The sequence below is a fragment of the Pantoea sp. X-Soil-TKNS-1280 genome, assembly GCF_059730475.1.
The window spans coordinates 1,812,198-1,826,587 of the sequence record NZ_AP035962.1; the positions used below are offsets into that span (position 1 = coordinate 1,812,198).

At 55.0% G+C, this 14,390-nt stretch carries 12 protein-coding genes; 9 read left to right on the top strand and 3 right to left on the bottom strand.

What is annotated here, in order from left to right:
- Positions 1–4: 4 nt before the first annotated feature.
- From AC6I8X_RS08495 to AC6I8X_RS08505, 3 genes are all read left to right on the top strand, one after another.
- The gene (locus AC6I8X_RS08495; RefSeq protein WP_299452350.1) at positions 5–1,072 is read left to right on the top strand and encodes an ABC transporter permease; all 1,068 of its coding nucleotides are present in this window, start codon (positions 5–7) and stop codon (positions 1,070–1,072) included.
- Between the two features lie 11 nt (positions 1,073–1,083).
- Positions 1,084–1,881, top strand: coding sequence for a glucose 1-dehydrogenase (locus AC6I8X_RS08500; protein WP_497840888.1), 798 nt, complete (start codon positions 1,084–1,086; stop codon positions 1,879–1,881).
- Positions 1,882–2,137: 256 nt separating this feature from the next.
- Positions 2,138–3,574, top strand: a complete 1,437-nt coding sequence (locus AC6I8X_RS08505) for a YchO/YchP family invasin (RefSeq protein WP_497840889.1) — start codon at positions 2,138–2,140, stop codon at positions 3,572–3,574.
- A gap of 75 nt (positions 3,575–3,649) precedes the next feature.
- Here the strand turns inward: AC6I8X_RS08505 and AC6I8X_RS08510 are convergent, their stop codons facing one another.
- Positions 3,650–4,729, bottom strand: a complete 1,080-nt coding sequence (locus AC6I8X_RS08510) for a porin (protein WP_299452354.1) — start codon at positions 4,727–4,729, stop codon at positions 3,650–3,652.
- An 886-nt stretch (positions 4,730–5,615) separates the two neighbouring features.
- Here AC6I8X_RS08510 and AC6I8X_RS08515 point away from each other — a divergent pair.
- The 6 genes from AC6I8X_RS08515 to spy all read left to right on the top strand — a co-directional run bounded on the left by AC6I8X_RS08515 (position 5,616) and on the right by spy (position 12,486).
- Positions 5,616–6,836, top strand: coding sequence for an aspartate aminotransferase family protein (locus AC6I8X_RS08515; protein WP_497840890.1), 1,221 nt, complete (start codon positions 5,616–5,618; stop codon positions 6,834–6,836).
- A complete protein-coding gene (astA, locus tag AC6I8X_RS08520) occupies positions 6,833–7,864 on the top strand; it encodes an arginine N-succinyltransferase (RefSeq protein WP_313688094.1) in 1,032 nt (343 codons plus the stop codon). The genes AC6I8X_RS08515 and astA overlap by 4 nt, the downstream gene beginning before the upstream one ends.
- Entirely contained in the window at positions 7,861–9,330 is a 1,470-nt protein-coding gene (gene astD / locus AC6I8X_RS08525) for a succinylglutamate-semialdehyde dehydrogenase (RefSeq protein ID WP_497840891.1), read from the top strand. Before astA ends, astD begins: the two co-directional genes overlap by 4 nt.
- A complete protein-coding gene (gene astB / locus AC6I8X_RS08530) occupies positions 9,327–10,655 on the top strand; it encodes an N-succinylarginine dihydrolase (protein ID WP_497840892.1) in 1,329 nt (442 codons plus the stop codon). The genes astD and astB overlap by 4 nt, the downstream gene beginning before the upstream one ends.
- A gap of 46 nt (positions 10,656–10,701) precedes the next feature.
- A complete protein-coding gene (astE, locus tag AC6I8X_RS08535) occupies positions 10,702–11,697 on the top strand; it encodes a succinylglutamate desuccinylase (protein ID WP_299452363.1) in 996 nt (331 codons plus the stop codon).
- Positions 11,698–11,985: 288 nt separating this feature from the next.
- The gene (spy, locus tag AC6I8X_RS08540; RefSeq protein ID WP_313688438.1) at positions 11,986–12,486 is read left to right on the top strand and encodes an ATP-independent periplasmic protein-refolding chaperone Spy; all 501 of its coding nucleotides are present in this window, start codon (positions 11,986–11,988) and stop codon (positions 12,484–12,486) included.
- Between the two features lie 79 nt (positions 12,487–12,565).
- Here spy and cho read toward each other — a convergent pair whose 3' ends face one another.
- Positions 12,566–13,426, bottom strand: coding sequence for an excinuclease Cho (gene cho / locus AC6I8X_RS08545; protein ID WP_497840893.1), 861 nt, complete (start codon positions 13,424–13,426; stop codon positions 12,566–12,568).
- A gap of 62 nt (positions 13,427–13,488) precedes the next feature.
- Positions 13,489–14,379, bottom strand: a complete 891-nt coding sequence (gene yddG / locus AC6I8X_RS08550; protein WP_497840894.1) for an aromatic amino acid DMT transporter YddG — start codon at positions 14,377–14,379, stop codon at positions 13,489–13,491.
- Positions 14,380–14,390: the final 11 nt, after the last annotated feature.

The following is a 14,390-nucleotide window of genomic DNA, read 5'->3' on the forward strand; positions in this document are numbered from 1 at the left end:
AACAATGAATCAAAAATATCTGCTGTATATGTATTTGCTGAAGGCGCGCACGTTTATTGCCCTGCTGATCGTTATTGGCTTCTTCAGCCTGATGGTGCCGAACTTTCTCACCACCTCCAACCTACTGATCATGACACAACATGTGGCGATCACCGGCTTACTGGCTATCGGCATGACGCTGGTGATCCTGACCGGGGGCATTGATTTGTCGGTGGGGGCGGTGGCCGGGATTTGCGGCATGGTGGCCGGTGCATTGCTCACCAATGGACTGCCGCTGTGGGGCGGTAACGTGATGTTCTTCAACGTCCCGGAGGTGATTCTGCTGGTGGCGTTGTTCGGTATCGCTCTCGGTCTGATCAATGGCGCGGTGGTGACACGACTGGGTGTGGCTCCCTTTATCTGTACCCTCGGCATGATGTATGTCGCACGCGGCTCGGCGCTGCTGTTTAACGATGGCAGCACTTACGCCAACCTGGTGGGGATGCCGGAACTGGGTAATACCGGTTTTGCTTTGCTGGGTTCGGGCACCGTATTGGGCATCTATATCCCTATCTGGCTGATGGTCGGTTTCCTGCTGCTCGGCCTCTATCTGACGCGTAAAACCCCGCTCGGTCGTTATATCTATGCCACCGGCGGTAATGAATCGGCTGCCCGGCTGGCCGGGGTGCCGATCATCAAGGTGAAGGTGTTTGTCTACGCCTTCTCTGGTCTGTGTGCGGCGCTGGTGGGGCTGGTGGTGGCATCACAGTTACAAACCGCGCACCCGATGACTGGCAACATGTTTGAGATGGATGCTATCGGGGCCACGGTGCTGGGCGGCACGGCGCTGGCGGGCGGACGTGGCCGGGTATCTGGCTCGATTATCGGCGCTTTCGTTATCGTCTTCCTTGCCGATGGCATGGTGATGATGGGCGTCAGCGATTTCTGGCAGATGGTGATCAAAGGTCTGGTGATTGTCACCGCCGTGGTTATCGATCAATTCCAGCAAAAATTACAAAGCAAGGTGGTGCTGCTGCGCAGACACGAAAAAAAGCAGCAATCAGCCGCCCTGTCTGAAGTCACTCATGGATAACAGGAGGCAATATGACACGCGATTTTAGTGGAAAGACAGTGGTGATTACCGGGGCCTGTCGCGGCATTGGGGCAGGCATCGCCGAACGTTTTGCCCGCGACGGTGCCCGGCTGGTGATGGTGTCCAATGCCGAACGGGTATTTGCCACGGCGGAAAAATTAACGCAGGAATATGGCAGCGAGATCCTCGCACTGCAGGTGGATGTGACCAATGAAACTGAAGTGCAACAGCTGTATCAGCAGGCTGTCGGGCGTTTTGGCAGCATTGATGTCTCGATCCAGAACGCCGGGGTGATCACCATCGATCGCTTCGACAGCATGCCGAAAAGTGACTTTGAAAAGATTCTGGCGGTCAATACCACGGGCGTCTGGTTGTGCTGCCGTGAAGCGGCAAAATATATGGTGAAGCAGGGGAGCGGCAGTCTGATCAATACCTCATCCGGGCAGGGACGTCAGGGGTTTATCTACACGCCACATTACGCTGCCAGCAAGATGGGGGTGATCGGCATTACACAAAGCCTGGCGCTGGAACTGGCTCCCTGGCACATCACCGTTAACGCGTTTTGCCCTGGTATTATCGAGAGCGAAATGTGGGATTACAACGACCGTGTCTGGGGCGAGATCCTCAGCAATGATCAGAAGCAATATGGCAAAGGCGAGCTGATGGCGGAGTGGGTGGAGAATATCCCACTGAAACGTGCCGGACAGCCGCAGGACGTTGCCGGGCTGGTGGCATTTCTGGCATCGGATGATGCGCGTTATATCACCGGGCAAACCATCAATGTGGACGGTGGTTTGATCTTTTCATAATAATCGCATTGGGCCGTAGCGGCATGATTTATCATGCTGTGATTTTTACACCGCTATCTAAAGGCGCGCGATAAATCGCGCCGCTACGCTCTGTGCAAACTTTAATGCTCCGTCTCAAAATCGCGCAGTTTTTCAAGCCCGCCGCTAAGTAATCAGATTGAGTAACCCTGCGAAATTTCAGAAATATGTTAAGGTTATCTTTACGCTGTTTTGTGAGAGACCTCTAATTTTTATCTGAATTGAACCCGATTTCGTTATGTTACCAGCTGTTTTGATACCTCAATGCCTGCGTTTTACCCTCGGTGCTGCGGCACTGCTTATGGCTGTGCCTGCTGCCCGGGCGCTGATGCCTGACAACAATATTTCCGCTACCCCATTTGGTGACGCGGCGCATTTCGTGAAGATGGCCGATGATTTACCCGCCCTTGGTTACCAGGCTGACAGTGAAAACCTCGCGAAAAAGCTGGCAGATATGGCGAAAAGCATCGGCGAGGCGAGTGAGAGCAGCAGCGATACCACATTTGGTCATCAGGCGGGCGTCTGGGCATTTAACCATTTCCGCGATGAAGTGGCAGAACGGGTGCAGAGCGAAGGACAGTCAATGCTCTCACCTTATGGCACTGCGCAGATTGATTTGAATGTCGATATGGATGGCAACTTTACCGGCAGTGGTGCCGAATTGCTGACACCCTGGGCCGATCGCCAGCGTTATCTCACCTTTAGCCAGCTGGGATTTCATCAGACGGATGACGGCCTGGTGGCCAACGCCGGACTGGGTCAGCGCTGGGTGGCCGGTAGCTGGTTGCTCGGTTACAACGCGTTTGTCGATCATATGTTCGATAGCAGTTTGCAACGCGGTTCGCTGGGTACGGAGGCCTGGGCGGATTATCTGCGTTTTTCTGCTAACTACTATTACCCGCTTTCGGGCTGGCACAACGGCGATCCTAATCAGCAGCAACGCATGGCGCGTGGCTATGATTTTACGACTCAGGGGTATCTGCCGTTTTATCGTCAGCTCGGCGTCTCGGTCAGCTGGGAACAGTATCTGGGGCAGGATGTGGATCTGTTTAATTCCGGCACCCGCTATCACAATCCCTCGGCACTGACCTTCGGTCTTTCCTACACGCCGGTGCCGCTGGTTACCGTCTCCGCCAGCCACAAAACCGGCAGTGAAGGGGAGAGCCAGGACCAGTTCGGCCTGCGGCTGAATTATCGTTTTGGCGTGGCCTTAAGCCAGCAGCTGGATGCCGCTAATGTGGCCGCTGCCCGCTCGCTTCGCGGTAGCCGCTACGACACAGTCACGCGTAATTACACGCCGGTGATGGAGTACCGGCAGCGCAAAACGCTGGCGGTATTTCTTGCCACACCGCCGTGGCAGCTGAACGGGAGTGAAAGTTTACCGTTGAAGCTGCAAATCCACTCGGTCAATCCGATCATCGCGGTCAGCTGGCAGGGCGATACCCAGGCGCTGAGTCTTACCCCGCCAGCCAACCCGAATGATCCCCAGGGCTGGAGCATCATTATGCCCGCGTGGGACAACACGCCAGGGGCGAGCAATCATTATCGCCTCGCGGTAACGCTGGAGGACAGTAAGCATAATCGTGTGACATCTAACTGGATCACGTTACAGCTGCAACAACCGTTCACGCTGAATCAAACCGAAGGCACACGTTTTGATGTGCTGGAGCCGTAAAAGAAAAGGGCAGCTTACGCTGCCCTTTGGGGCGTCCGGTTGACACGGGCCGGACGACAATGAGGGTAAACCAACTTAGAACTGGTACACCAGACCCACCGCAGTGATGTCGTCGGTAGCCAGACCCAGCGGGTTATTGTCCTTCAACAGGTTGATGCGGTATTCAGCATAAGCAGACATGTTTTTGTTGAAGTAGTAAGTTGCACCAATTGAGGTGTACTTGATGATGTCCGCATCGCCGATGCTCTCAATGTCTTTACCTTTCGAAGACACGTAGCCCACAGACGGACGGAAACCGTTCAGGAACTGATACTGGGCAACCGCTTCGAAGTTCACCGCTTTGTTGGCGAAGCCACCAGAAATCGGCGTGGCATTCATGGTCTGACCGTACATGGTTGCCAGGTAGATCTGGTTAGCGTCGTATTTGATACCGGTTGCCCAATGCTGCGCTTTATCACCGTGACCACGGGTAGCGGCATTCTGCGTCTCAGTACGATCGAGGCTGGCGTAAGCACCAACCAGGCTCAGGCCGAAGTCGAAATCGTAAGACGTCGAAAGGGCGAAACCATCACCATTCGAACGGCGTACCGCGATGGTTGAATAATCGGTGCGGTCGTTTTTGCCTTCGTACTGAGCAGCAACGTTCAGGCCTTTAACCAGACCGAAGAAATCTTTGTTACGCCAGGTCAGCACGCCAGTAGAGCGGCCAGACAGGAAGGCGTCGGTGTAACCTGAGTCACCGCCGAAGAACGGCAGCATATCGGTGTAGCCCAGCACGTCATAAACCAGACCGTAGTTACGGCCGTAGTCCAGTGAGCCGAACTCACCATATTTCAGACCTGCGTAACCCAGACGGGTACGGTTACCGGTTTGTGAATCAGTACCGCCTTCGGAGTTGCTCAGGCTGTACTGATACTGCCAGAAACCATAGCCGGTCAGCTGGTCAGTAATTTTGGTTTCGCCTTTGAAACCCAGACGGGTGTAAGAGGAGGTTTCACCGTTGTTGTTGTCATCGTCAGAGAACAGGTGTGAAACGTTGATTTTCCCGACCAGGTCAAGTTTGTTGCCATCTTTGTTATAGATTTCCGCGGCGTGAGCAGTAGAAAGTCCCAGCAGTAACGGCATTACTGCTGCCAGTAAAGAACGCTTCATCATTTAATTTTTACCCTATGTTATTTTTTAATTGTTGCCCTGCTATGGGGCGAAACGAAAATGACACAAAAGGTTCAAGATCGAAAGTGCAATAAATGTAACAATTTATTTCGTGTTGGCTTTTTGTGCGAATGTCGTTCGCGTATTCCAATATATGGAAATGGTTATTGTTTTTACTTATCTGTGAACATAACCGAAATCATAAATTTAAAATAACTAATTTCATGAAATTAATCATTTTATTGTTTTTTGGCTTTACCAGGTGATTTGATTTTCTAATGTCAGTATATAGGATGTGTCTATGTGATTTTGTTCAATAACATATTAGCAAAGTCACCTAATAGTTAGCCTGATCACTTTTTCTATAAATACACTGTTTCTGTTTATTTCTGAAATTATAATAACCTTAGTCACTAAAAAACTTTCCATCCTCGCGCCATTCCACAATGGCGAAAATAACCGCATTGGCGTTATTTGTTTGTTAAAATCTGTATTAAAAATAGCCAGTTCAATGGAGCGTTTTCGCGCACCAATATCGTGCCATTACGCACCATATGTGATCATTGCGCCCTGAATTGGTGCTCGCTTTGCCTCGCGCTGGCGAAATATTTGCTGGCCGGTCACAAAAGCAATATTTCATTTTGTGAATGCATAAATCCTCTTAAGAATTCTCTGACATATAGACACCATCAGACTGATATTCACTTTTTATGCATTTAATGTGAATAGAGGCATGACCTAACTCATTGATATTTCGTTGTGAGAATCCATTTATGCATTTTTTTCTCTGGCTGGCACGGTTACTGCAATATACAGTTAAGCCGAGGGTTACCGGTTTTTAACATTTTTAAAACAATGGCTTCACATCAAGTGGGGCAGGAGAAGGGTTATGTCAATGCAGGTTTCACGTCACGATTTCGATCAATGGATGATGCCAGTTTATGCTCCCGCCGCATTTGTACCGGTGCGCGCTGAAGGTTCAACACTCTGGGATCAACAGGGTAAGGATTACATCGATTTCGCCGGAGGAATTGCCGTCAATGCGCTGGGCCATGCGCATCCGGCGCTGCAACAGGCGTTGCAGGAGCAGGCCAGCAAATTGTGGCATACCGGTAACGGCTACACTAATGAACCTATCCTGCGTCTGGCTAAACAACTGATTGACGCCACCTTCGCTGACCGCGTGTTTTTTTGTAACTCTGGTGCTGAAGCCAATGAAGCGGCGCTGAAGCTGGCGCGTAAAGCGGCTCATGACCGCTTCGGTGCAGAAAAAAGCGGAATCGTTGCTTTTAATAACGCCTTCCATGGTCGCACCTTATTTACCGTCTCGGCGGGTGGTCAGCCTGCTTATTCTCGCGATTTTGCGCCGCTGCCGCCGGATATCCAGCATGCGCCGTATAACGATCTTGCGGCGGCGGCAGCCTTAATTAATGACCAAACCTGTGCGGTGATCGTTGAACCGATTCAGGGTGAGGGCGGCGTGGTACCGGCTGATCCTGCGTTCCTGCGTGGCCTGCGTGCACTCTGTGACCAACATCATGCCGTACTGATTTTCGACGAAGTCCAAAGCGGCGTAGGCCGTACCGGTTCGCTTTATGCTTATATGCATTACGGCGTGACCCCGGATGTCCTCACTACCGCCAAAGCTCTGGGTGGCGGATTCCCGATCGGTGCGATGCTGACGCGTGAGGACCTGGCGCTGGTGATGGGTGTCGGTACCCACGGCACCACCTATGGCGGTAATCCGCTGGCTGGCGCAGTCGGGGGCAAAGTGATGGAGCTGATTAACCAGCCCGCCTTTATGGCCGGGGTGAGTGAACGCCATCAGTGGTTTGTTGACGCCCTGGAAGACCTGAATCAACGTCTGCCGCTGTTTAAGGAAATCCGCGGTCTTGGCCTGTTGATTGGCGCGGTGCTCAACGATGATTTCGCCGGTAAAGCCAAACAGTTCAATCTGGCCGCAGCGGAAGAAGGTGTCATGGTATTGATTGCCGGTGCCAGCGTGGTGCGCTTCGCCCCGGCGCTCAATATCAGTGAACAGGAAGCGAAAGAAGGGCTGGCCCGTTTCGCCCGTGCCTGTGAACGCGTGCTTAAAGGAGCAGCATTATGATGGTAATCCGTCCCGTCGAACGTGACGACCTGGCGCAGTTGCTGTCGCTGGCGGGCAAAACCGGGGGCGGCCTGACGTCGCTGCCGGCGGATAGCCATACCCTGCAGGCCCGTATCGAACGCTCATTGCTGACGTGGCAGGACGCTCTGCCGCGTGCCGAACAGGGCTATGTGTTTGTGCTGGCTGACAGCGAGGATAATCGTGCGGTGGGGATTTGCGCGATTGAGGTGGCCGTGGGGTTACAGGATCCCTGGTACAACTTTCGTGTTGGTACGCAGGTGCATGCGTCAAAAGAGTTGAATGTCTATGCCAGCCTGCCAACGCTGTCGCTGAGTAACGACCATACCGGCAGCAGTGAGCTGTGCACCTTGTTTCTCGATCCTGATTATCGCGATGGTAAGAATGGCTACCTGCTGTCCAAATCGCGTTTTCTGTTTATGGCGAATTTCCGCAACCGTTTTATGCAGCATGTGGTGGCGGAAATGCGCGGGGTCAGCGATGAAAACGGCCATTCGCCGTTCTGGGATAGTGTCGGCAGCCGCTTTTTCTCAATGGAGTTCAGCAAAGCTGACTTCCTTAGCGGCACCGGGCAGAAAGCCTTTATCGCTGAACTGATGCCGAAGCATCCGTTGTATATCCATTACCTGAGCGAGGCCGCACAACAGGTGATTGGGGTGACCCATCCCAAAACTGCGCCTGCGCGGGCGGTGCTGGAAGCCGAAGGATTTCGCTACCTCAACTATGTCGATATTTTTGACGGCGGCCCGACGCTGGAGTGCGAAATCGACCGCATTCGCGCCATCCGTAAAAGCCAGCTGCTGACGGCGGTAGCCGGTGAAGCCAGCGACCAGTGGCCGCTGTGCCTGGTGGCGAACCTTGATTATCAACAATTTCGTGTTGCGCTGCTGCCGGTGGATATCGCCTCTGGCCGCGTGCGCCTCAATGACAGCCAGCGTGATGCGCTGTGCTGTGGCTATGGCGACAACCTGCGTGTCGTGACGCTCGGTCGCGAGGAGAAAAAAGCATGACGCATTTTATCAATGGTCAATGGCTGACCGGTGGCGCAGACGCCTTCAGCAAACAAAATCCGGTCAGCGGTGAAACGTTGTGGCAGGGCAAATCGGCATCGGCGTCTCAGGTCGCCGCCGCTTGCGAAGCGGCGCGTGCCGCGTTTCCGCACTGGGCGCGCAAAACCTTTGCCGAGCGCCAGGCGTTGGTTGAGGCATTTGGTCGCCAGCTGGAAGCCAATAAAAATGAACTGGCGGCCACCATCGCCCGGGAAACCGGTAAACCCCGTTGGGAAACGCTGACGGAAGTGCAGGCGATGATCAACAAAATCGCCATTTCTGTTCAGGCTTACCATACCCGCACTGGCGAGCAGGCCGAAGGTGAAAGCTCGTTGCGCCATCGTCCGCACGGTGTGCTGGCGGTATTTGGTCCGTATAACTTCCCGGGCCATTTGCCGAATGGTCATATTGTACCGGCGCTGCTGGCAGGTAACTGTGTGGTGTTCAAACCGAGCGAACTGACACCGATGACCGCAGAAAAAACCGTGCAGCTGTGGCAGAAAGCGGGCATCCCTGCCGGGGTACTCGGTATGGTGCAGGGCGGTCGTGACACCGGGCAGGCACTGGCGGCGGAAAGCCAGATTGATGGCCTGCTGTTCACCGGCAGTGCCGCGACGGGCTATCACCTGCATAAGCAGTTTGCCGGGCAGCCGGAGAAAATGCTGGCGCTGGAGATGGGCGGTAACAATGCCCTGATTGTTGAGGATCCGGCTGATATTGACGGTGCGGTGCATATCGCCATTCAGTCGGCGTTTATCACCGCCGGGCAGCGTTGCACCTGTGCGCGTCGCTTACTGGTGAAACGCGGAGCGGCGGGTGATGCGTTTCTGCAACGTCTGGTGGAAGTGAGTGGCCGTTTACACCCTGCGGCCTGGAATGCTGAGCCTCAGCCGTTTATGGGTAGTGTGATCTCCCCGGCCGCGGCCGGACAGATCTTTGCTGCCTGGCAGAAGCGGGTGGATATGGGCGGGAAAGTGCTGCTGGGTATGCACTGGCCGGATCGCGACAGCGCCATCATCACGCCGGGCATCATTGATATGACCGACGTGCGCGCATTACCGGATGAGGAAGTTTTCGGCCCGCTGTTGCAGGTGGTGCGCTATGACAGCTTTGAACAGGCGATTCGTCTCGCCAATCAGACGCGTTATGGCCTCTCCTGTGGCCTGATTTCTCCGCAGCGTGCGCAGTTCGATCAACTGCTGCTGGAAGCGCGCGCTGGCATTGTTAACTGGAACAAACCACTGACCGGGGCGGCCAGCTCTGCACCGTTTGGCGGCGTTGGTGCCTCCGGCAACCACCGTGCCAGCGCCTGGTATGCGGCGGATTATTGCGCCTGGCCAATGGCATCGCTGGAAAGTCCCAACCTTAATCTGCCGGGCAGTTTATCGCCGGGCCTCGATTTTTCTGCGGCGGAGGCCTCTGAATGAATGCGTTCGAAGCTAACTTTGATGGCCTGGTCGGCCTGACGCATCATTACGCCGGATTGTCGTTTGGTAACGAAGCTTCGACGCGCAATCAGCTGCAACCCTCGAACCCGCGTCTGGCGGCGAAACAGGGACTGCTGAAAATGAAAGCGCTGGCGGATATGGGCTATGTGCAGGGGGTTATCCCGCCACATGAGCGGCCCAATCTGCCGTTACTGCGTCAGCTCGGATTCAGCGGAAGCGATGAGCAGGTACTGGCCCAGGCGGCAAAACAGGCGCCACAACTGCTGTCGGCAGCCAGTTCAGCGTCGGCGATGTGGGTCGCCAACGCTGCGACGGTTTCTCCCTCCGCCGACAGCGCCGACGGTCGCGTGCACTTCACGGTTGCCAATCTCAACAACAAGTTTCATCGCGCGATTGAAGCGCCGGAAACCGCCGATTTGCTGCGGGCGATCTTCCGCGATCCGCAACACTTCAGTGTGCATGATGCGCTGCCGCAGGTCGCACTCTTTGGTGATGAAGGCGCGGCTAACCATAACCGCTTCGGTGCGACTTATGGTGACGCCGGGGTCCAGCTGTTTATTTATGGCCGTGACGGGAAGCAGCCGGGGGCTGAACCGGCGCGTTATCCGGCGCGGCAGACGCGTGAAGCCAGTGAGGCGGTGGCACGTCTGCATCAGCTCAACGCGGAGCGGACGGTTTTCGCGCAACAAAATCCGCGCGTGATTGACCAGGGAGTGTTCCATAACGATGTGATCGCCGTCAGTAATCAGCAGGTGCTGTTTTGCCATGAAGAGGCGTTCGTCAATCAACCACAGCTGCTTGACGATTTAGCGTCGCGGGTGCCGGGTTTCTGCGCGATTGAAGTGCCGGGCAGCAAGGTTTCCGTGGCTGATGCGGTGAATACTTATCTATTCAACAGCCAACTGTTGCAGCGTGCCGATGGCGGTATGCTGCTGGTGCTGCCGGAAGAGTCGCGCCAGCACAGCGGCGTCTGGCGTTATCTGACTGAGCTGGTGGCGAGTGGTGGCCCGATTCGCGAGCTGAAAGTTTTCGACCTGCGTGAAAGTATGTATAACGGCGGTGGTCCGGCGTGTCTGCGTTTGCGCGTGGTGCTGACTGAAGCGGAGCGTCAGGCACTGAATCCAGCGGTACTGATGAACGATCGCCTGTTTGCCACCCTGAATGACTGGGTCGATCGTCATTATCGTGATCGCTTAACCCAGGCGGACCTGGCCGACCCGCAACTGTTACGTGAAGGACGCACGGCGCTGGATGAACTGACACAGCTGCTAGACTTAGGCAGTGTCTACGCGTTTCAGCGCTAATGTCGGGGGCGAATATTTCGCCCCTGGCTTTACGTAAGGAGAGAGAATGCAGGATTTTTTACAACAAACATTGTCTGGCCGGGTGCCGCAGGAACGTCAGGGGCAAAATGCCCACCTGAGCTGGCAGTGGCTTGATGAGGGCATTCTGTCCTTAACCCCGCACGCACCGACGTCTCAGGCGCTGGTACTGTCGGCGGGGATCCACGGTAATGAAACCGCCCCGGTTGAGATCCTTAACCTGCTGCTCACGCCCCTGCTGCGGGGAGAAAAACCGCTGGCGGTGCGCTTGCTGGTGTTGCTGGGGAATCCACAGGCGCTGCGTAGCGGCAAGCGCTATCAGCAATATGATATCAATCGGTTATTTGGTGGCCGCTGGCAGCAGGTATCTGACGTAGCGGAAGCGCGACGTGCGATGCGGCTGGAACAGGCACTGGAAACCTTCTGGCACAACTGCATCGGCACTGAGACACGCTGGCATCTCGATCTGCATACCGCGATTCGCGGTTCGTATCATGCCCGCTTTGGTGTGATGCCACAAAATCTGCGTCCGTGGCCGGATGACTTTATGCATTGGCTGGCGGCGGCGGGTCTGGAAGCGCTGGTGTTCCATCGTTCACCGGGCGGTACTTTTACTCATTTCAGCTGTGAACATTTCTCCGCTGCCAGCTGTACGCTGGAGCTGGGTAAAGCGCTGCCGTTTGGCGAAAATGATCTTACCCAGTTCAGTGCGGCACAACAGGCACTGGCGGCGTTGTTATACGGTGATGCGTTGCCGGCGATCGAGGCGTCGCCTCGTCATTATCGTGTTGCCCAGCAAATTACCCGACATGGGGAAGATTTCGTATTGCACATGGGGCCGGAAACCCTGAATTTTACCGCCTTTCCGCAAGGTACCCTGCTGGCGGAGGAGGGGGACACCCGCTATTACGTGCAGCAGGCACGGGAATATGTGCTGTTTCCCAATCCGAACGTCGCACCGGGTTTACGCGCTGGCCTGATGCTGGTGGAAGAGAATGAACAGACCCAGGCGCTGGCGTTGTAACGATCGCACCTGGCCGTAGCAGCGTGATTTATCGCGCTGCACCCTTTCGTTTTACCGACAAGAACGTTACACTCCTCCTTGATTCCTGCGCTTTTTACCTTATTTGTCATACTCTTTTGCAATTCCTCACGCATTTCTTCTCAATCTCTCCATGATCGCCTGATATCTGTCTTTTATGCTTTCAGGGCTTTACTCAGCCTCTGAGTAGTTGACGTTCAGCGTCGTATGCTTGTTTCCGAAGACGCGACACTGGCTGTCGTCATGAAACTGAAAAGTAAGGACAATATTATGCGTAAACTGACTTCCCTCTTCCTGGCTACCGCGATGGCTCTCGGTGCTGCCAATATCGTCCATGCTGCGGCAGACAACCTGACGCCTCCGCCAGCCGGCAGCGAGAAACCCATGCATAAGCCGCCGATGATGCGCCATGGTGGCATGAACATGATGTTCAAGGGTCTGAACCTGACCGACGCACAGAAAAAGCAGATGCATGACATCATGCGTGAAAGCCATAAAGACTTTAAACGCCCGTCGCTGGAAGAGCGCCGCGCTAACCACGCCATCATTGCGTCTGACAGCTTCGACCGTGCGAAAGCTGAAGCGCAGGCAGAGAAAATGACCGCCAACGCGAAAGACCACGCCGTGGCGATGATGGAAACCCAGAACAAACTCTATAACGTCTTGACGCCTGAACAGAAAAAACAGTTCAACGCTAATTTTGAGAAACGTCTGACAGAGAAAGGCCCGCACGACGGTAAAATGCCACCACCACCGGCTGATGGCGAATAATCCATTTAGCCTGACGGTTTGAGACCGCCGACGTTGTCCATCGCACCAGGTGCTTTGGGCAGCGTCGGCGGTTTTGTTTTTACAGCAGAATCAATGGGTAATCGCCCGACAACAACGGGCGGCAGAGAATTTTATAGCCATCGTGATCAAAGCCCTGTGATGCCCGCTGTAGCTGGCGTGCTTCTTCTTCGCTGTTCACCGAACCCAGCCAGAACCAGTGATCAATCACATGGATCTGTGTCATCCCCTCACCACGTTCGACCATGCCGACAGCGCCTGACCATGGCCAGCACACTACGCGTAAATCCTCCAGCGCCGACTGCAAACGCTGTTGATGCGCGCTGATCGTCTCGTTACCACAGCAGGCTCCGGCACAGCGTTTCAGCGCAGCGCGAAAGCACCCCCGACCGCTGCGCAGACTCTCCAGACCGAGCAAGCCGTGGCACAGTCGTTGTTCATCGGCGATGCTTTTCAGCTTTTCCAGCGCCGCATGGCGGCTGCGAAACAGGCCATACAAATTGGGGGAAGAGGAAAAATCGAGATCGCGGGCATAAACCACCTGCGGGGCGGCATCATTCAGCTGGAGCGAGCAAAGCTGGCGGTTTTTTCGCAGACGTTTATTAAATAACGGTTGTTGCGTTTTGATCATCTGTGCTTCCAGCAACTGCGCGCCGAGATCACCCGCCGTCGGGATCCAGCTGACGCGCCGGGCCTGGCGCAGCATGCTGGCTTCATCGGGGGTGCGGAAATGGGACATCACGCGGCTGCGCAGATTGACGCTCTTACCGATATACAGCGGCAGGCTGTCACTCTCGCCGTGGAAAACATAGACGCCGGGCTGGTTGGGTAAACCTTCCAGCCACTGACGTAAATGCTCGGGATATTGATAAATGGCCGCTGCATCAAATTCAAGGCGGCTGCGGGTGGATTGTCTGACCAAAGAACGCTCCGATTACTGGTTACCTATCCAGTATATCAGCCTGGCGTTTTTCTCGCCAGCGACTACAGGCGGCGCGTTGCCAGCCAGCAAACCAGTGAACCCAGGGTGATCATTAACACACCCTGCCAGAAGGTCAGCGAGGGCGTCAGACCCAGCCACAGCGAGGCCAGTAAGGCAGACAGCACCGGGGTGAAGTAGGAGGCGGTCGCCAGCAGTGTCAGGTTGCCGTGCTGGATGCCGTGATTCCAGGCTGAATAGGCAACGGCGGTCGATACCCCCATAAACAGCACCTCAAGCGCCGGAATCAGGCTGAAATGCAGCGAACTGAAATCTTCCGTCCCAACAAATTTGATCCACAACGCCAGCGCGGTGATGACAAAGAACAGATTGACGCCGCTTTTGCCGCTGGCATATCGACGCGTGACATTGTTGTACAGCCCCCAGGCGATCGCGGCGATAAATGCCAGCCCATAAGCCAGCGGATTGCTGAGCAGGTTATGCCCGAGTTGGCTGAGTGAACTGCTTCCGCCGCTTTGCAACACCCAGATAATACCCGCCAGTGACAACAGTAACCCCGGCCAGAGCCACACACGAAACCGCTGTTGATTCATCGGAATAGCGAACACAATCGTCAGGCACGGCCAGAGATAGTTGATCATCCCCAGTTCCAGCGATTGAGCGCGATCCTGTGCCAGACCAATTGCCAGGGCGAGGCAGATTTCATAGCCAACAAACAGCACCCCGCCACCCCACAGATAACGTGCAGGAAGCTGACGCAAATCCGGCAGGCCGCGCGTCAGGCATAACAATACGGCGGTAGTGGTGTAAATCAGTGCTGCGCCGCCCGTCGCACCAAAGGCTTCACTGACGCTGCGTAACAGACCAACGGTGGTGCTCCAGAGTAAAATCGCGCTCAGCCCTACCAGGGTGGCACGCGGTAAATGTGCAGACATAGCAACGTTTC

Coding starts and splice junctions, on each gene's coding strand:
- AC6I8X_RS08495 (WP_299452350.1), top strand. CDS start 5: ATGAATCAAAAATATCTGCTGTATATGTATTTGCTGAAGGCGCGCACG.
- AC6I8X_RS08500 (WP_497840888.1), top strand. CDS start 1,084: ATGACACGCGATTTTAGTGGAAAGACAGTGGTGATTACCGGGGCCTGT.
- AC6I8X_RS08505 (WP_497840889.1), top strand. CDS start 2,138: ATGTTACCAGCTGTTTTGATACCTCAATGCCTGCGTTTTACCCTCGGT.
- AC6I8X_RS08510 (WP_299452354.1), bottom strand. CDS start 4,729: ATGATGAAGCGTTCTTTACTGGCAGCAGTAATGCCGTTACTGCTGGGA.
- AC6I8X_RS08515 (WP_497840890.1), top strand. CDS start 5,616: ATGTCAATGCAGGTTTCACGTCACGATTTCGATCAATGGATGATGCCA.
- astA (WP_313688094.1), top strand. CDS start 6,833: ATGATGGTAATCCGTCCCGTCGAACGTGACGACCTGGCGCAGTTGCTG.
- astD (WP_497840891.1), top strand. CDS start 7,861: ATGACGCATTTTATCAATGGTCAATGGCTGACCGGTGGCGCAGACGCC.
- astB (WP_497840892.1), top strand. CDS start 9,327: ATGAATGCGTTCGAAGCTAACTTTGATGGCCTGGTCGGCCTGACGCAT.
- astE (WP_299452363.1), top strand. CDS start 10,702: ATGCAGGATTTTTTACAACAAACATTGTCTGGCCGGGTGCCGCAGGAA.
- spy (WP_313688438.1), top strand. CDS start 11,986: ATGCGTAAACTGACTTCCCTCTTCCTGGCTACCGCGATGGCTCTCGGT.
- yddG (WP_497840894.1), bottom strand. CDS start 14,379: ATGTCTGCACATTTACCGCGTGCCACCCTGGTAGGGCTGAGCGCGATT.